The following is an 18864-nucleotide window of genomic DNA, read 5'->3' on the forward strand; positions in this document are numbered from 1 at the left end:
CGTCCCCAGTGCGTAGACCCTCACCCTGACCCTCTCCCAGAGGGAGAGGGGACGTCCACGGGACCTCGGACAACTTCACCCACTCGCCGGAAATGATCCTCGCCGCCGGGTGTTGGGGGCCGCGCTGTTTTTCCGCGCCCGGCTCCTCCGGGCCGAAAGCGAGCCCACCATGCGCCGTTCTCCTCGTACCCCGCTCCTCGCCGCGCTCGCCCTCCTGAGCGCCTCCGCCGCCCGTGCCGAAGCACCCGCTCCGAATGGGGCGAGCTGGTGGAAGCACGTGGAGTTCCTCGCCAGCGATGCGCTGCAAGGCCGGGACACGGGCAGCGAGGGCTACCGCAAGGCCGCGGCCTATGTCACCGAGCAGCTCTCGGCCGCCGGTGTGAAGCCCGGGGCCGGTGACAGCTACCTCCAGGAGGTGGAGCTGGTGTCGCGCCGGTTGGTGGAAGAGCGCTCGCGTCTGTCCCTGGTGCGCGAGGGCAAGGAGACGCGGCTGACGCTCGGCAAGGAGGCCATCATCTCCTCCCGCGCGGGGGAGGCGGGCTCCGTCGACGCCCCCCTGGTGTTCATCGGCTACGGCCTCTCCATCCCCGAGGCCGGCCACGACGACTTCGCGGGCGTGGACCTCCAGGGGAAGATCGCCGTCGTCCTCATGGGAGGCCCCGAGAAGGTCTCGGGCGCGCTGCGTGCCCACCACGGCTCCTCCAGCGAGCGCGCGAAGGCACTGAAGCAGGCGGGAGCGGTGGGGCTCGTCATGCTGCAGAACCCCAAGCTCGTGGAGGTCCCCTGGGAGCGGGCCGCGGGGGCGCGCAAGAAGCCCTCGATGATGTTCGCCGACGCGGCCCTCAATGATGACCAGGGGATGAAGCTGAGCGTCGTCTTCAACCACGCCCACGCGCGGAAGCTGTTCGCGGGCGCGCCGCACACCTTCGAGTCGCTGGTCGCGCTGGCCAACGCGGACAAGCCGATGCCGAAATTCGAATTGCCCTCGCGCCTGAAGGCCCAGGTCGCCTTCGAGACCGCTCCGCTCGAGGCGGCCAACGTGGTGGGCGTGCTGCCCGGGAGCGACCCGAAGCTCGCGGGAGAGTACGTGGTCATCTCCGCGCACCTGGACCACGTGGGCGTGGGCGAGCCGGTGAAGGGAGACCGCATCTACAATGGCGCCATGGACAACGCCTCGGGCGTGGCGGCGGTGCTCGAGGTGGCGCGGACGCTCCAGGCCTCGGCGGAGAAGCCCAAGCGCTCGGTGCTCTTCGCGCTGGTGATGGGCGAGGAGAAGGGCCTGCTGGGCGCGAAGTACTTCGCGGCCCGGCCCACCGTGCCGGCGGCGGGGCTGCTGGCGGACTTCAACATGGACATGTTCCTGCCGCTCGTCCCCTTCACCCACGTGGTGGCCTACGGCCAGGAGGAGTCCACGCTCGGCGCCTCACTCGAGCAGGTGGCGGCGGCCCACGGCGTGAAGGTGCAGCCGGATCCGCAGCCCAACCGCATGGGCTTCGTTCGCAGCGACCAGTACGCCTTCATCCGCCAGGGCGTGCCGGCGCTGGCCTTCAAGTTCGGCGCCGAGCCGGGCTCCAAGGAGGAGCAGACGCTGCGCGGCTGGTACCTCGAGCGCTACCACGCCCCGTCGGATGACCTGGCCCAGCCGGTGAACAAGGAGGGCGCGGCGAAGTTCGTCCGGATGCTCGCCGACCTCGCCCGCACCGTGGCGAACGCCCCCGAGCGCCCCCGCTGGAACGACACCAGCTTCTTTCGCCGTTTCGCGAAATAACCCACTACCCCGCCAAACCCCCCAAGAACGGATTTCCGAAATGCTTGGAACTATCCGTTGAGTGTGCAATATGCGCGCGCCTCCAGTCGGCCGGGCTGGAGCGGGGTTCATCTGGGGACGGGGTTCCATGTTCAAGACGATTCGGCTGTCGGTGGTGTTGGCGGGAGTGGCGGTGGGGGTGGTGGGGGGCTGCGGGAGCGCGGAGGCGCCGGAGGAGGGGGTGGCGCGCACCATCGACGGAAGGGCGCTCACCTCCTCGCGGTGGAGCACGAGCGCGTTCATGAAGACCGAGCGCGGCCTGCACACGGCGACGCTGCTGGACTCGGGGCTGGTGCTGGTGGCGGGTGGCACGACGGGCGGCGGAACGATTGGCCTCACGCGGAGCGCGGAGCTGTACAACCCGTACTCGGACACGTGGAGCAGCACGGGCTCGCTGAACGTGCCGCACCAGAACTTCGCGGGCGTCCGGCTCGAGTCGGGCAAGGTGCTGGTTGCGGGGGGACAGGACGGCAGTGGCTCGCCCTACTCCAGCATCGCGGAGCTGTATGACCCGGCCACGGGCGCGTGGAGCCTCACGGGGGCCATGGTGGTGCCGCGCGCCTTCTTCACCCTGACGCGGCTCGAGTCGGGCAAGGTGCTGGCCTCGGGCGGCATGACGCCCGCGGGCAGCCTGTCCACCAGCGCGGAGCTGTATGACCCGGCCACGGGCACGTGGAGCCTCGTGGGCTCCCTGTCCACCGCCCGCTTCTCCCATACCGCGACGCCGCTCTACTCGGGCGAGGTGCTGGTGCTGGGCGGGCTGAGCGCGGTGACGAACAAGGCGGAGCTGTTCAGCCCGGCCACGAACACGTGGCGGCAGGTGCGGCCCATGCCGGTGACGCGCGCGGGCCACACCGCGACGCGGCTCTACTCGGGCTACGTGTTGGTCGCGGGCGGCTTCGATCCGAGCACCAGCGGCAATCCCGTGCTGGGCTCGGTGGACGTGTATGACCCGTACAACGACCGGTGGTTCTCCGCGCCGCCGATGAACCGGCCGCGCCGGGACCACACCGCCGTCCTGCTCTACTCGGGCGCGCTGCTGGTGACGGGTGGCACCAACGGCACCTCGCTGGAGACCAGCACCGAGGTGTATGACCCGCAGTCCAACCGGTGGTTCACGATCGACTACATGCCCGTGCCGCGCACCGGCCACACCGCCACGCTGCTGGACACGGGCGCGGTGCAGGTCATCGGTGGCGCGTCGGGGAGCGTGACGCTGCCGTCCTCCGTGCGCTTCACTCCGTGAGCCGTCGAATGCTCGTGGAGGAGGAAGGCGGGCCCGGGACTGTGCACGAGGGCCCGGGTGTGCACCTTCCACGAGGGAGAGCCCGTCATGTCCACAACCGGTGAGGGGGACGTCGCCCGCTTCAAGCGCCAGGCCGCCGAGCGCGCGGTGGAGGCCATCCAACCGGGAATGGTGGTGGGGCTCGGCTCGGGCAGCACCGCGGCCTTCGTGGTGCACCGGCTGGCCGCCCTGCGCGCCGAGGGGAAGCTGACGGACGTGGTGGGCGTGCCCACGTCGGTAGGGACGGAGGCGCTGGCGCGCGCGTCGGGGGTGCCCCTCACCACGCTGGAGGAGCACCCGGTGGTGGACCTCACCCTCGACGGGGCGGACGAGGTGGACCCCGCGCTGCGGCTCATCAAGGGTGGGGGAGGGGCACTGCTGCGCGAGAAGATCGTCGCCCAGGCGAGCCGGCGGGTGCTCATCGTGGTGGACGAGGGCAAGCTGTCACCCCGGTTGGGGACGCGCTGGCCGGTGCCGGTGGAGGTGCTGCCCTTCGGCTGGCGCTCGCAGGCGCTCTTCCTGGTGGAGCTCGGCGCGCGCATCACCCCGCGACGGGGGCCCGACGGGGCGCTGTACCGGACGGACCAGGGCAACTTCATCCTCGACTGCGCGTTCGGTCCCATCGAGCGGCCGGAGCAACTGGCCACGCGGTTGGAGGCCCGGGCCGGCATCGTGGCGCATGGCCTGTTCATCGGCCTGACCTCCGAGCTGGTGGTGGCCGGCCCCTCGGGAGTGGAGCTCCGCCGCCCCTCATGACACGGCCGGGGGCTGGCGGGCGGCACGGCGCTCTCCTGCCTGCCTGTTCCCTCGGCTCCGCGTGCTCGGGTGCTTACCTGATGGGGGAATCACACTCGAGGGGACTTCTCATGACCATTGAAACACTCGTCATCTGGCTCGTCGTCGGCCTCATCGCGGGCTGGTTGGCCTCGGCGGTAGTGGGCGGCGGTTACGGCATCGTGGGAGACATCGTCGTCGGCATCGTCGGCGCGTTCATCGGCGGCTGGCTCTTCCGGGCACTTGGTATCGGCGCACCGGGAAGCGGCATCGTGTCCACCATCATCGTCGCCTTCGTGGGAGCGTGTGTCCTGCTCCTGCTGCTAAGGGCGCTCCACCGCACGCGATACCGCGCCACCTGATTCGCGTCCTTCAGGAGAAGGGGGCCCGCCGTGGGTGGGCTCCCTCTCTCGTTTCACGGTGGCACCGGGTTCAGGTGGGCTCGGGCTCGGGCGGGATGAAGCCCTTCACCCGCTCGAGGTTCGCGTCGTGGAAGGTGGCGCCGGTGAGGGTCGCGGCCGAGAAACTGGCGCGCTCCAGGTTGGAGCTGTCGAAGCAGGCATTCGTCAGGTTGGCCCGGTCGAACTGCACCCTCTCGAGGTTGGCCTCGCGGAAGTTGGCGCCCTCGAGGCGGCTGTCGCGCAGGTCGGCTCTCTCGAGGTTGACCGAGCGCAGGTCCGCGCGTGTCAGGTTCGCCCCATCGAGGTCCACGCCCTCCAGGTTGGAGCGCCGCAGGTTCACGCGGGTGAGGTTGGCCTCGCTCAACCGGGCATCCTCCAGGTTGCAGCCCTCCAGGTTGGAGCCCTCCAGGTTCGCCCGGGCCAGGTCCGCTCTCTCCAGGTTGGAGCCCTGCGCGTTGATGCCGACGAGGTTGGCGCCGGCGAGCCGCGCGCCCTCCAGGTTGCAGCCCTCCATGTTGCAGCCCGCGAGGACGACCTCCCGCATGTCGGCGCGCTCCAGGTCCGCCCCGCGCAGCCGGGCCTCGTGGAGGTTGGCACCGGCGAGGTTGACGTTCACCAGGCTGGAGCCCCGCAGGTTCGCCCCGCGCAGGCTCACCTGCCGCAGGTTCATGTCCTCCAGGTCCATCCCGGACAGGTCCGCTCCGTCGAGCACGGCCTTGGTCAGGTCGACGCGCGCCGCGGCCGCCGCTTCCAGGGCCTCGCGCAGATCTCCCTCGTGGCTGAAGAGCTCCGTCCCTTCCTTGTTCTTGAGCTGCGTCGGCATCGCTCGTCCTCGCGTGAAGTGATGCACGCCAATGTATGGGGCGGTCCCCGGCACCGGTATGACCCGGGATGCCGGAAAGCATGACCGGGCGTGCCATAATCCCCGGCCCGTGGCGCGCGCGCGAAAAGAGACTCCCTTCCGCTCCGGGCTGGTGCCGGCGCTCGTCCGCTTCGTGCGCGCGCATGGAGGGGACGCGGAACTGCTCGTGCGCCGCTTCCGCCTGCCCTCGGGGGTGGAGGCGCACACGGACGCGCCCATCACCGCCGAGGACTTCAGCCTGCTGCTGGAGGCGGCGGCGGGCGAGCTGGATGACCCGGCGCTCTGCTTGCGGCTCCCCGCGGAGCTGGAGCCGAGCGGCTACGGGCTGGGCGAGCTGGCGGTGCGCGCGAGCCCCACGGTGCGCGAGGCGCTGCGGCGGATGGTGCGGTATGCCCCGTTGGAGAACGACCGGCTCGTGCTCGGGCTGGAGGAGCGGGGGGACGCGGTGGCCTTCACCTGCCATGTGGCCGGACACCCCCGGGGCCTCGGCCGGCACATGCACGAGTACGTGCTCGCCTCGGTGCTCACGCACGTGCGCGGGCTGACGGGCCTGTCCGTGGTGCCGCGCTCGGTGTGGTTCCTCCACGCGCGGCCGAAGCGCCTGGACGCCGCGCACCGCTTCTTCGGGACGCGGGAGCTCGACTTCGGCCGTGCCGACAACGGCCTGCTGTTCGACGCGGCGTGCATGGAGGCCCGGTTGACCACCGCGGACCCGCGCCTGCTGGTGACGGCCGAACAGCTCGCGGACGCGGCGCTCCGGGCGCGAGGCCCCACGGAGGACTTCACCGCCACGGTGGCCGCGCGCATCGAGGAGGCCCTCGACGAGGCGCCTGGCACCGGTGTGGGCGCGGAGGACATCGCCGCGCGGTTGCACATGAGCAAGCGCACACTCCAGCGCCGGCTGGAGGAGGGGGGCCTGTCCTTCCAGGAGCTGGTGGACCGGGTTCGCGCGGAGAAGGCGCGGGCGCTCGTGTGTGAAGCGCACCTGGCGCTGGCGGAGGTGGCCTTCCGCCTGGGCTTCTCGGACGTGAGCAGCTTCAGCCGCTCGTTCCGGCGTTGGACGGGGGTGTCCCCCGGACGCTACCGGTTGTTGAAACATCCCCCCCAGCTCACGCCCTGATGCTCGGGCGGCGCGAGGCCGCGCCCGGCTCCGCTCCTCCGAGCTTCAGCGGGTTGACGTGGGCGAACACCGGCAGCTCGACGAAGAACGTCGCGCCCCGGCCCGGGCCCTCGCTCTCCACCCAGATGCGGCCGCCGTGGGCCTCCACGATCTGCCGGCTGATGAAGAGTCCCAGGCCCAGCCCCGAGATGTCGCTCGCGGAGATGGCCCGCTCGAAGCGGTTGAAGATGCGCTCCTGGCTCTCCTTCGCGATGCCGAGCCCGTGGTCCTCCACGCTCAGCAGGATGCGCCCTTCGTGTGACCGCAGCTTCACGGTCACCGGCTTGTGGTCGCCATAGCGCATGGCGTTGGTGAGCAGGTTGGTCACCACCTGCTCGATGCGGAAACGATCCCACTCGGCTTCGAGCCGCTCCGGGGCCTCCAGCGTGGTGGGAGTGCGTGCCTCGGCCAGATGGGAGCTCAAGCGCTCCAGCACCTCGCGGATGAGCTCGACGGCGTCCACCGGGCCCGGCTCGAGGCCGAGGCGTCCCGTCCGGATGCGCGAGATGTCGAGCATGTCACCGACCAGCCGCGAGAGCCGCGCGAGCTGCTGGTTCGACTGGGCCACGAGCCTGCCCACCCGCTCCGGCTCGAAGGCGGCGGGCTCTCCCCGCTCGAGGCGGCGCTGCATCATCTGCATCTGCAGCTTGAGCGACGTGAGGGGTGTTTTCAGCTCATGGCTCGCGATGGAGAGGAACTCGTCGCGTGAGCGCAGGGCCTCCTTGAGCTGCTCCTCGGCCTCGAGCTGCTCGGTGATGTCCGTGTTCGTGCCGAACCAGCGGCGCACCCGGCCCGAGCTGTCACGGATGGGATGGGCGCGCGAGAGGAACCAGCGGTACTCCCCCGTCCTGCCGCGCAACGGGAAGGTGTCTTCCCATACCTCTCCGGAGGCGATGTGCCGCGCGAAGCGCTCGGTGACGCGCTGCACGTGGTCCGGGTGGTGGACCTTCTGCCAGCCCCAGCCCTTCATCTCGTCGAGCGTCGTGCCCGTGTAGTCGAACCAGCGCTGGTTGTACCAGAAGATGAAGCCCGTCTCGTCCGTCATCCAGACGAACTGGGAGATGTTCTCGGCGAGCGCCTCGAAGCGCTCCTTGCTCTCACGCAGGGCGGCTTCGGCGCGGTGGCGCTCGGTCAGGTCCAGCATCGAGCCGATCATGCGGACGGCCTTGCCGGAGGCGTCGCGGCCGATGTGTCCGCGATCCAGGAAGGTGGCGTAGGAGCCGTCGCTCCTGCGGAAGCGGTACTCGTCGGTCCAGGACTCCTGGCCGCCGTCGATGGCCGCGTGGATGCCGGAGACCACCCGGTCGCGGTCCTCGGGATGGATGCGGCTGTACCAGCCCTCGGCGGTGGTGCCGAGCTCCTCCTGAGTGCAGCCGAAATGCTCCCGCACCGCCTCGTTCCACTCGACACTGCCCGTCGTGAGATCCCAGTCCCAGATGACGTCGTTGGTGGCGCGGCTGACGAGCCGGTGCCGCTCCGCGCTCCTCCGGACGGCCTGCTCGGCGAGCTTCCGCTCGGTGATGTTCTTGAAGACGACCGCCACCTGCCGGTCCTCCGGCTCGCCCGTGCGGGTGGCGAACACCTCGAACCAGCGGTTCATCGCCGGGGCGTGGTTCTCGAAGCGGACGGTCTCGCCGGTGAGCGCCACGTGGCCGTAGCGCCTGAACCAGAACTCGTCGAGCTCCGGAACGAGCTCACGGGCCGTCCTGCCGACGGCGTTCTCGAGGCCCGTCTGAAGCGCGAAGGCGGCGTTCGTCTCGAGGAACCGGTAGTCGATGGGCTGGTCGTGCTCGTCGAAGATCATCTGCACGATGCAGAACCCCTCGTCGATGGACTCGAAGAGCGTGTGGTAGCGCCGTTGCGAGGCACTCAGGGCGTGCTCGGCCCGGACGTGGTCCGTGAGGTCGCGGGTGACGACGATGGCGAACACCTGCCGCCCCGTCTCGTCTCGAACGGGGGTGCCGCTGAAGTGGATGTGCCACTCCCGGTCGATATCCCGTCTGCGGGTCCGGAGCTGCCAGTGGGGGATGCTCTCTCCTCGCAGCACCCGCGAGACCGGCCACTCCTCGATGGGGATGAGCCGTCCATCCTCGGAGCTGAGCTCGTAGAGTCGCGCGAAGAAGGGGAGGTCGTGCTTCATCTCCTCGGCATTCGCGAAGCCGTTGATGCGGGCCTGCGCGTCGTTGAGGAGGACCACGTTCCCGTCCATGTCGAAGACGGCGACTCCGTCGGCCATCGCGTTGAGCACGGCCTCGAGCTGCGCCGTGCTGTTCCCGGCGGTGCCCGTGCGTCCAGTGGTGCTCTGAACCGTCCGCCAGGGCGTGAAGCGATCGATCGCGTTCTCGATGGCTCGGGTCAGGGTTTGCGTGTTCAGCGCGCTCCGCTCGAGGAACTCCATGGCGCCGGACCGCAGCGCGGCGCGTCGCGTCTCGTCTTCATCCACCGGGCCGGCCGGGATGAGGACGACGGGGCAGGACGGAACAGGACGCTCCGCCCGGAGCGCGGTCAGCACCTCCAGCGCATCCAGCGCTGGTGGCTCATGCGCGAGGAGCAGGCAGTCGGGCGCCACCTCTCCCGTGCTCAGTGCGTGCACGGCGGCCGTGCCGCTCTCGAACTCGACGGCTTCGTACCGGCCAGCGGCGTCATGCCCCAGCATCTGCCGAAGCCCGGCGCGAAGCCCGGCGTGACGGGCGATGACCAGGAGCTTCCGGACCTGCCCGCTCATCTTCATCCCCACGTGTCTCCATCCGGCGGCCTGCCCGATAGCGCTCATGAAACCTGGAGGGCCCGCTTCGAGGCCCTGCATATGAAACCCCAGAGCGTGCGGTGAACAGTCGCCGTCCGGTCATGGATGCAACCGTTTCGTGCCTGACGCCGTTCGCTCCCCTGCCAGCCGCGGGAGGGGGCGCTACCCGTCCCTTCAGGAACGCTTCAGCAGCGTGGCCAGCACCCACAGCAGCTCCGCGGGCTCGAGCGGCTTGGCCACGTGCGAGTCGAAGCCCGCCCGCAGCGCGGCGGCCTGGTCCTCCTGACGGGCATACGCGGTGAGCGCCACGGCCGGCACCCGTCCACCCTGCTCGGGAGCCCGCGTGCGTATCTCCTGGATGAGCGCGTAGCCATCCATCCCCGGCATGCCGATGTCCGAGATGAGCAGCTCCGGCGGCTCCCGGTTCATCAGCTCGAGCGCCTGGGCCGCGCTCTCCGCGATGGAGACCCGGACCTTTCCTTCCTGGAGCAGCGTGGCCACCAGCTCGCGCGTGTCCTTCTCGTCATCGACCACCAGGATGTGGCGGCCGTGGAGCGCCTTCGGGTAGTCGGCGGGGAGCTGGGGCGGGTGCTGGGGAAGTGCACGGGCCGGCTCGGCCGCGTCCGCGCGGGGGGCCACCAGTGGCAGCAGGACGGTGAAGGTGGCGCCCTGTCCCTTGCCCGGGCTCTGCGCCTCGACCGTGCCGCCGTGCAGCTCCACCAGGTGGCGCACGATGGCCAGTCCCAGCCCCAGTCCGCCATGGCGGCGCGTGGAGGAGGCATCCGCCTGGGTGAAGCGCTCGAAGAGGTGGGGCAGGAAGCCCGGGGCGATTCCATCCCCGGTGTCGCGCACATGGATCTCCACGTGCGCGGGGCGCCACGAGAGCGACACCGTCACGCTTCCTTCCTGGGGCGTGAACTTCACCGCGTTGGACAGCAGGTTCCACACCACCTGCTGCAACCGGTCCGGGTCTCCCTGCACGGCAACCGTCTGCGGCTCCAGCGCCACCTGGAGCTGGATGCCTCGCGCCTCGGCGGCCGGGCGCACCACGTCCACCGCGCTCTCGATGACCTTCTCCAGGTTCGTGGGGCGCACGTCCAGCCGCAGCCGGCCGCTGACGATCCGGTTGACGTCCAGCAGATCCTCCACGAGCTGCGTCTGCGCCCGCGCGTTGCGCTCGATGGTCTCCAGGGCGCGCTCGCGCTTGTCCTGCGGCAGCTCCCGCGTGCGGAGGATCTGCACCCAGCCGAGGATGGCCGTCAGCGGCGTGCGCAGCTCGTGCGAGAGCACCCCGAGGAACTCGTCCTTGAGGCGGCTGGCCTGCTCGGCGCGCTGACGCTCCGACTCGGCCGCCTCGTACAGGCGCGCGCGCTCCAGGGCCTGGCCACACTGCTGCGCCAGCATCTGCAGGAACTGGAGCTCCTCGGGGACGCAGATGCGCGGGTCGGGGTAGCTCAACACGAGCGCGCCCACGGACTGTCCATGCACCCACATGGGGAACACCGCCACCGCGTGGTCCCGCTCCGAGGCACGCAGGGTGACGATCTCCGGGTACCTCGCCTGCATGTCCGAGGTGGAGCGCAGCCAGATCTCCCGGCCCGTGCGCACCGCGTCGACGACGGGGTTGTGAGCGAAGGGCGTCAGGTCCCGCACATGGCGGACGAAGCGCTCCGGGTACCCCACGTCATGGAGGCTCTCGAGCGAGCCGTCCGCGCGCTGGCGGTAGACGGCCCCCGCCTCGGCGCCCATGCCGCCCACCGCCACGGACAGCACCGTCCGGGCCACGTCGGCCTGGGTGAGGGCCTGGGACAGGGCGGAGGTGACCACCTGCAGGCGCGCGGCGTGCTCCTCGGCCTGCCGGGCCTCGGTGATGTTGTCGAAGACCATCACCGCGGCGATCGTCCGGCTGCGCTCGTCGCGGATGGGGGCGCAGTTGACCTTGATGAAGCGGTTGTCCTTGTCCGGCCGGCGCAGCCACAGCACCTCGCCGCGCACCACCTCGCCATGCAGCACGCTGCGCGCCAGCGGCAGCTCCTCGGCCGGGTACGGGGTGCCATCCAGGCGGTGCTGGTGATAGGCCGTGTAGCCATTCACGTCCGACGCCTGGATGAGCTCATGGCCCCAGATGGCCTCCGCCTGGGCGTTGGCGTACGTCAGCTCTCCCTGGGGCCCCGCCAGCAGGAAGCCCGAGGGCATCTGCTCGAGGATGGCCGACAACAGCCGCTCATTGGTCTCCAGCTCCGCCAGGAGCCGGTCGCGCTCGGCCTCGGCGTTCTTCCGCTCGGAGATGTCCGTGTTGGTGCCCACCCACTCGCGCACGCCGCCATCCAGGTTGAACACGGGCACGGCGCGCGACACGACCCAGCGCCAGCTCCCGTTGGCGTGCTTCAGGCGGTACTCGTGGGCGAACGGCGTCTTCGTGGTGACGGCGTTCTTCCAGGCCTCGCGGGCCGCCGGTGAATCCTCGGGGTGGATGGCCTCCAGCCAGGAGGTTCCATCCAGCCATTGCTCGAGCGTGAGGCCCGTGAAGGCCCGCCAGGTGGGGGCGTCCTCCACGGGCAGGCCCTGGGCGTTGGTGGTCCAGATGGCCGATGCCGAGGTCTGCACCAGCGAGCGGAACCGCTCCTCGCTCTCGTTCAGCGCCTCCGCGGTGTGTCCGGCACTGGCGCACCCGGTGACATCCTCGCCGAGGAAGAGCCACTCCACGAGCCGCCCCGTCTCGTCCTTCACCGGCATCGCCCGTGCCTGGATGTCGCGCCAGACGTCGTCCTCCCGGCGCACGCGGAAGGTGAGCTCCCCGCCGCCAGGCTGGCCGGCTCCGAGCAGCTCGCCCTCTGGATCCAACGGGCCGCGATCCTCGGGGTGGATGGCGTGCTGCCAGTGCCAGCCCATCATCTGTCCGGGGGCCTGGCCGGTGAAGGCCGCCCACGAGGGCGAGGGTTCCTGCATCCGTCCCGCCTCGTCCACCACCCAGACGAGCCGGTGCGTATCCGCCAGGAGTGCACGGACGCGCAGGGTGTCACGTGTGGGGAGCGCCAGAGCGAGCATGAACGAATCTCCTGAAGGGCCCGGTTGCCCACGTCAATCCCCCGGGTTGAGGAAAGTCCTCACCGAGCCGGGCTCATTATGACCTCAAGTCGTGGCGATTTGATGCCACGGCATATTTCCCCTGGGGGTGCGTGCGGGGTGTCAGGGCTCCGGACTCTGCTGGAGGGTGCGGTCCACTCTGTCCGGGTGCGAGGGCGAAGGGAGTCGGTGGGGGGTGGGCCGGCTTCAGGGAGCCTGGATATGCGCATCGATTTCGACGCAGTGGGACGTGCGGGAAAGCGGTGGTTCAACCGCCGCGTGGGACTGGCGGCGGGGCTGTTGGCCGCTGGAGCCGCGGGGCTGCTGGCCCTGCCGGGCCGCACGGGCAGTGTACCGGTGCCCGGGAAGGCCGCGTGCTGCACGGGCGCGGCCGCGCTGGGTGACACGATGATTCACGCCTCGGGTGGAGGCGACAAGGAGTTCTTCGAGGTGCCCTCGAGCCCGCCGGGAGCCATCTTCCTGCTGGGCAACAACGCGTCCATGCAGGAGTACGCGCAGTACCTGCCCGAGGTGGGTGACACCTCGAAGCCGGGCTGCTCGGACCCGGCGCTGGTGGACGCGATGAAGTGGTTCGACCGTGGGAGCGCGGATCCAGCGCTCAACGGCGCCATTCCGTTCGACGCGGACCCGGACTTCTCCACGACGGAGACGCACTTCTTCGAGCCGGACAAGTACTACCACTCGCGCGGGCGGCGCCTGGCGTGGCAGGTGGAGGAGGGCCCGTACTCCCTGCCGGTGGACATGCGGAGCACGCTGGGCTTCACGGACCTGATGCAGGTGTGCGGCAACGCCATGGACTGGAGCGAGCCGTGGGGCTCGCCCGTGTACACGGAGTGCCAGAAGTGCCTGACGGACAAGGGCTGGTGGAGGGGTCCGCTGGCGAGCACGCCCACGGCCCCCGCGGGCGAGACGCTGCCGGTGGAGGCGCGGCGCAAGTGGGTGCTGAGCGGCCGCGTGCTCAACGTGCGCCCGCCGAAGTTCGTGGTGGCGCGCAAGGTGCTCAAGGACGTGGTCTCCACGGCGGTGGATCTGCGCATGGGCGTGGCCACGTTCGGCCCGGATCATGGCTGGTTCGATCCGCCGGTGCTGCTGCGGCCGCTGAAGCCCTCGTGTGACAAGTCGCTTCCTGTGCTGGACGAGACGGCGCTCGGGCGGGCGGAGCTGCGCGAGGCCATCAACTCCATCTCCTTCCGCAACGACGAGCGCTCCATTGGCGAGGCGCTCTTCGGATTGGGTGGGTACTTCTCCTCGCAGAAGGTGGATGGGCGGTGGGCCAACTGGTTCACCAACCCCATCAGCCCGGGCTGGGGCTGGCCGGGGTGCTGCAACGGCGGCACGGTGGATGATGTGCTCACGGGCAAGGACGGCGAGCCGTGGGGCGCGCAGTCTCCGGACGAGTGGCTCAAGGACACGCAGCCGTGGGAGGGCATGGGCGCGGACCGCTCCGTGTGCTCGGCCTGCCAGGCCAGCTCCATCATCGTGCTGGCGGATGGCGCGCCCCGGTACGACAACACGGTGCCCATCACGAAGATGATGGAGGTGCTGAAGGCGCGGGGCGCGAAGCACGCGGACGGTACGCCGCTCACGTTCGACCCGAGCAGCCCGGAGACGAACCCGGCGCCGGGTGGGGTGAACTACTGCGACGAGTTCGGCGCGACGAAGGAGGACTGCGACTACGCCAACTGGCCCACGGGTCTGGCGAAGACGAACAAGAACTTCATGGACGACGTGGCCTTCTTCCTGGCCAACGCGGACCTGCGCGATGACCTCGCGGGGGACCAGTCCGTGCGCACGTACACCATCGGCTACGGCGACAACAGCCCGATGCTCCAGAGCATCGCGAAGGCGGGCAAGGGCCGGTTCTTCCGCGCCAACAACGCGGGAGAGCTGCGCGATGCGCTCATGGCCGCGCTCGGGGATGTGAAGGAGGTCTCCACGGCGTTCTCGTCCGCGAGTGTCGCGAGTGTGCAGTCGGGAGGCTCGCAGTCCTCCTACGTGCCGCGCTTCACGCCGCGCCGGGGCCGGCCCTACGAGGGCCACCTCTACCGCTTCTTCTTCTTCAGCGAGTTCTCGCAGGGCTGCCAGCTGGCCCGGGCCCGGAGCCCGCTGGGAGACCCGCGCGACCTCAATGGAGACAAGGACTGCGACGACTCCTTCTTCCTCGACAAGCCGGCGGGCTTCACGACGGCGCCGGGCGCGGTGCCGGACCCCTCCAGCTTCACGCGCGCCAACATCGTCCAGGAGAACACCGAGGGCGTCTGGGTGAAGGTGCAGACGGCCACCCTCTCCAGCGATGGCCGTCTGGTGGGCGGCACGCCGGCCCAGCCTTTCTGGGACCTGGCGGAGACGCTCGGCCAGCGCAGCGCGAGCGCGCCGTGCAACCCGGCGGATCCGCTCGACCCCACGGGAGGCCGCTGCCTCTTCACGCTCGTGGACCGTGACAAGGATGGCCGCTTCACGCAGGCGGACAACCCGCCCATGCCCTTCGACGTGGCCCACCGCGCCGAGCTGGAGGAGTACCTGCTGGCGGCCGGGGATGGCTTCTGCGCCGTGGCCTTCGCGAAGCTGAAGAAGGCCTGGACGGGCACGCCCGCGCAGCGGGCCGAGTGCGTGGACACGCTCATCCGCTTCGTGCGCGGCGTGGACGTGTTCGACTACGACGGAGACCTGCTCACGGACGAGGACCGGCCGTGCTCGGGCAATCCGTCGCGCTCGTGCAAGCTCGCGGACATCTTCCACTCCACGCCGGTGACGGTGGAGCCGCCCATCGAGCCCTTCCTGTGTACGTTGGGGCTGAGTGGCCAGTGCCTGTCCACGCTCTACGACGACTTCACCGCCTCGGTGTCGTCCGAGACGTCGTGCGCCACGCCGTCCGCGGGCAAGCCCTGCTACGCGGCCACGCCGATGGATCCGCCGCGCGGCTCCAGCGCGAACCGGTTCGGTTCCTATGACGTGTTCCGCGAGGCGAACGCGAAGCGCGAGCGCATCGTGCTGGTGGGCTCCAACGGCGGCATGCTGCACGCGGTGCACGCGGGCACGGCCCTCGCGCGGGACAAGACGAGCGCCGTCGACGACGTGCACGACCTGGGCACGGGCCAGGAGCTGTGGGGCTTCATCCCGCCGGACCTGCTGCCCAAGCTGGGCCTGATGCTGAACGGCCACGAGTACTTCGTGGACGGCACGGCCATGGTGCGTGACGTCTGGGCGGACGGCTCCGCGAGCGGCACGAGCACGGGCAACGGCGTGAAGGAGGCGGGCGAGTTCCACTCGCTGGCGATCCTCACCGAGCGCTCGGGTGGCCAGCGTTTCGCCGCGTTGGACGTGACGAACCCGCGCGAGATGTTGAAGCCGGACGGCAAGCCCTTCCGCTGGATGTTCCCCAACGCGTGTGAGCCGGAGTCGGCCATGGTGGGCCAGTCGTGGGCGAACTTCGCGCCCAAGCCGCCGCCCATCGGCCCGGTGCGGCTCGCGACGAGCAATGCGCGCGGTTGGGAGGAGCGCTGGGTGGCGGTGCTCAACGGCGGGTACAGCGCGGACCTGTCGCGTGGCCGCGGTGTGTACATGCTGGATGCGTGGACGGGTGACACGTTGTGGTCCGCGGAGGCGCGGCCCGGTGTGGCCTCGCCGGATGCGTACACGACGGTGCTCAACCGGATGCTGCCCATCGCGGCGGCGCCGGCGCTGGTGGACATTGGCGACGCGGAGAGCGTGCGGATGGACCTGGATGGCTTCTTCGACACGCTCGTCGTCGGTGACCTGGGCGGCCAGGTGTGGACGTTCCGCTTCCACACGCCGGGCGTGCTCGGGAGCGATGGCCGGGTGAACAACTGGTTCGGCGCGCGCTCGCTGGAGATGGCGCGTGGCAAGGACTTCGAGAAGCAGCCCTTCTTCCACCTCGCCTCCACCGTGCGTCAGCCGGAGACGGGCTGGCTGCGCGCCTTCCTGGGCACGGGAGACCGGCAGCATCTGCGCTCCAAGGAGGGAACGAACTGCGGCCCGGATGATCTGCTGGCGTGCGTGCGGATGAAGTGCGACGTGGAGGCGGAGCTCACCGCCGACATCAACGGTCTGCTGCGCACGTCCGTCATCGAGTACGACAACGGCGTGCTGGTGAAGAACACGGGCGCGCTCTCGGGCTCGGTGGCGCCGGTGTGCTCGTCCGCGCGCATGGAGCTCACGGGCCTGCGCATCCGGTGTGACAACAGCACGGCGCTGGGCAGTGGCTCCTACTACTTCCCCGCGGCGGGGGCGCCGGAGCCCGCCAGCTCGGATGCCGAGTGCGCCAAGGCGGGTGGTGAGTGGTCGTGCACGCTGGCCACGCTTCCCACGGACTCGCACGGGGACCTGAACCTGGGCGCGGACGCGGCCAGGGTGCCGCACAACCGCTACTTCGGCTTCCACGCGTATGGCGGTTGGCAGCGTCACTTCGAGAGCGCCACCGAGGCCCTCGCGTTCGACGACAAGCGTGTGACGGACACCGCCTTCGCTTGCGGCGCGGGAGTCGACTGCTCGCTGGTGGATGTCACGATTCCGGACAGCGCCTACGCGACGTACGTGCACCCGGAGTTGGGCCCTCGGCGCTACGTCCCCACCAGCACGCTCGTGTCGCTCCCGCGGGGCACGATGGAGGGGCCGGGCTGGTTCCTCCGGTATGGCGGCCTGCAGGAGAAGACGGCGGCGGGCTCGGCCGTGTTGGGCGGCATCGTGTTCTGGCCGAGCTTCTCGCCTCCCGCGGCGGCCACCGTCTCCGCCTGCAAGCTGTCGGGTGGAGGGGACCTCAGCCGCTCGTGGCAGGCGGACGTCATCACCGGCATGCCGGACCAGGCGGAGGGCTTCCGGGTGACGGACGCGGAGGGCAAGCTGCTCGGGTACATGCCCGCCAAGACGCTGGATGCGTGGGCGCCGCCTCCGGAGCCGGCGGCGGTCGTCTCCGTGTCCTCGACGGGCGGCATCCGCTACGAGGTGGTGATGCCGGGCGTGGGCCAGGCTCCCGTCAGCGAGACGCTGCGTGAGCGCAAGAACACCACGCCGGACATCTCCTGGCTGGAGGTGCCGCGCAACCTGCACGCGTGCCGGCACGCGGACACCCGCTTCTGTCCGTGAGGCGTGGGGACGGCCGGGTCACTCCCTCGAGGACCCGGCGTTCCGCGCGTCGCGAGGGAGGCGCACCCGGAAGGTGGTGCCTTCCTCGCGGTTGGAGCGCACCTGGATGTCGCCGTGATGGGCGCGCACCACGTGCTTCACGATGAACAGTCCCAGGCCGATGCTGCGCTGGGCGTTGTCCGTCCTGTTCGCCCCGCGCCGCATGGGCTCGAAGATGTGCCGCTGGTCCTCGGGCGAGATGGGCGTCCCCAGGTTGTGCACGCGCAATTGCAGCATGCCGTCCTCGCTCGTGCTGCTCACGGTCACGGGCGTATCGGGCGGGCTGTACTGGAGGGCGTTGGTCAGCAGGTTCGTCAGCACCTGCGCGATGCGGTCCGCGTCCAGTGTTCCCTCGCCAGCGCCCGTGCACTCCAGCCGGAGCGTGCGCCCGGGGTAGGCGAACTGCACTTCCTCCACCACCTGCCGCGCCAGCTCGTGCAGGTCCACCGGCTGCGGTTGGATGATGATGCCGCTGCCCATGCTGGCCTGGGTGAAGTCCAGCAGCTCCCTCACCATGCGCGTCATCCGCTCGGCGCTGCTGCGGATGCGGGTGAGCAGGCGCACCTGGGCGGCCTCGTCCCGGCCCTGCTTGCGCAGGCCCGACTCCGCCGCCAGGGTGATGGCGGTGAGCGGGTTGCGCAGATCATGGCTGACGATGCCCATGAGCTGTTGCGACAGCTCCGCCCGGCGCAGGGCCTCGGCGCGCAGCTCGCGCAGCTCGGTGACGTCCCGGCCCACCCCGATGAAGCCGGAGAGCTCTCCCCCGGCCGAGCGGATGGGAACGGTGCGGATGCCGACCCACACCTCGCTCCCGTCCTTGCGCCTTCCCAGCCACTCGCCCTTGCGCTCGCCGGTGGTGAGGATGCGGGCGAGGCCCGCCGCGAGCTCCTCGGCGGATTGGCTCGGGTAGAGCCTCGCCACCGACTGGCCCATCATCTCCCCGGCGCTGTAGCCGAAGAGCTGGGTGGCCCCCTCGTTCCAGTAGGTGATGAGGCCGGACAGGTCCGACACGATGATGCTGTCCTGCACGTTCGCGAGGATGTGCACCTGCGTGCGCAATTGGGCGTTGACGGCCTCCAGCTCGGTACGGGCGGCGCGCTCGGACTCCAGCAGCTGCGCGCGCTCCCGGGCCACCTCGTGGGTGCGCAGCACGGTGCGCAGCGTGGCCACCAGCTCCTCGGGCTCCACCGGGGCCACGAGGTAGCCGTCCGCGCCTCCGAGCAGCCCCTGGGTCTTGTCCTGGGTGGTGGTGAAGTTGGCGGACATCTGGATGATGGGGAGGGCGGCCGTGGCCGGGTCCGCCTTCAACCTGCGGCTCACCTCGAAACCCGTCAGGTCTGGCAGGCGCACGTCCAGCAGCAGGACATCCGGCCCCTCCCGGGCGAGCTGGAAGGCCTCACCCGCGGTGGCGGCCTGCCACGTCCTGAAGCCCGCCAGCTCCAGCGTCCGCGCGAGCAGGTACCGCCTGGCGTCATCGTCCTCGACGATGAGCACGACGGGCGAGGGTGGCTGGGAGGAGGGGGTCTTTTCCATTCGGCGGGCCAGTCCCGGGGGGGGCCGGGAGCCCTCATACAATAGCGTCATGCGGACGTCCCCTTCCT

Annotated in this window: 10 protein-coding genes; 6 read left to right on the top strand and 4 right to left on the bottom strand. The window is 70.3% G+C overall.

Annotated features, from left to right (window positions below; all coding sequences use genetic code 11):
- The first annotated feature begins 169 nt into the window (after positions 1-169).
- From Q664_RS49400 to Q664_RS49415, 4 genes are all read left to right on the top strand, one after another.
- Positions 170-1768 carry a M28 family metallopeptidase gene (locus tag Q664_RS49400; RefSeq protein ID WP_043413954.1) on the top strand — a complete coding sequence of 533 codons (1599 nt, stop codon included), beginning with the start codon at positions 170-172 and terminating at the stop codon, positions 1766-1768.
- A gap of 127 nt (positions 1769-1895) precedes the next feature.
- Positions 1896-3053, top strand: a complete 1158-nt coding sequence (locus Q664_RS49405; RefSeq protein ID WP_052519681.1) for a Kelch repeat-containing protein — start codon at positions 1896-1898, stop codon at positions 3051-3053.
- Positions 3054-3140: 87 nt separating this feature from the next.
- Entirely contained in the window at positions 3141-3848 is a 708-nt protein-coding gene (gene rpiA / locus Q664_RS49410) for a ribose-5-phosphate isomerase RpiA (protein WP_043413960.1), read from the top strand.
- Between the two features lie 110 nt (positions 3849-3958).
- Positions 3959-4228, top strand: a complete 270-nt coding sequence (locus Q664_RS49415) for a GlsB/YeaQ/YmgE family stress response membrane protein (protein ID WP_043413900.1) — start codon at positions 3959-3961, stop codon at positions 4226-4228.
- A gap of 70 nt (positions 4229-4298) precedes the next feature.
- On the opposite strand, the gene Q664_RS58700 is transcribed toward Q664_RS49415, so the two are convergent.
- The gene (locus Q664_RS58700) at positions 4299-5090 is read right to left on the bottom strand and encodes a pentapeptide repeat-containing protein (RefSeq protein ID WP_052519682.1); all 792 of its coding nucleotides are present in this window, start codon (positions 5088-5090) and stop codon (positions 4299-4301) included.
- A 109-nt stretch (positions 5091-5199) separates the two neighbouring features.
- On the opposite strand from Q664_RS58700, the gene Q664_RS49425 reads away from it, so the two are divergent.
- Complete coding sequence (locus Q664_RS49425) at positions 5200-6249, top strand: AraC family transcriptional regulator (RefSeq protein WP_043413902.1); 1050 nt, start codon at positions 5200-5202, stop codon at positions 6247-6249.
- On the opposite strand, the gene Q664_RS53845 is transcribed toward Q664_RS49425, so the two are convergent.
- Together Q664_RS53845 and Q664_RS49435 are read right to left on the bottom strand one after the other, a co-directional pair.
- Positions 6239-9019, bottom strand: coding sequence for a hybrid sensor histidine kinase/response regulator (locus Q664_RS53845; protein ID WP_052519683.1), 2781 nt, complete (start codon positions 9017-9019; stop codon positions 6239-6241). The two genes, Q664_RS49425 and Q664_RS53845, sit on opposite strands and share 11 nt — an antisense overlap.
- A 189-nt stretch (positions 9020-9208) precedes the next feature.
- Entirely contained in the window at positions 9209-12082 is a 2874-nt protein-coding gene (locus Q664_RS49435; RefSeq protein ID WP_052519684.1) for a PAS domain S-box protein, read from the bottom strand.
- A 240-nt stretch (positions 12083-12322) separates the two neighbouring features.
- Here Q664_RS49435 and Q664_RS49440 point away from each other — a divergent pair, with 240 nt between their 5' ends.
- Positions 12323-17224 (top strand): pilus assembly protein, encoded by a 4902-nt coding sequence (locus Q664_RS49440; protein WP_043413904.1) that lies wholly within the window; start codon positions 12323-12325, stop codon positions 17222-17224.
- Between the two features lie 18 nt (positions 17225-17242).
- On the opposite strand, the gene Q664_RS49445 is transcribed toward Q664_RS49440, so the two are convergent.
- Positions 17243-18796 carry a sensor histidine kinase gene (locus Q664_RS49445; protein ID WP_043413907.1) on the bottom strand — a complete coding sequence of 518 codons (1554 nt, stop codon included), beginning with the start codon at positions 18794-18796 and terminating at the stop codon, positions 17243-17245.
- Positions 18797-18864: the final 68 nt, after the last annotated feature.

Origin of the sequence: Archangium violaceum Cb vi76, from assembly GCF_000733295.1 — a bacterium.
In the GTDB taxonomy this organism is placed as follows: Bacteria; Myxococcota; Myxococcia; order Myxococcales; family Myxococcaceae; genus Archangium; species Archangium violaceum.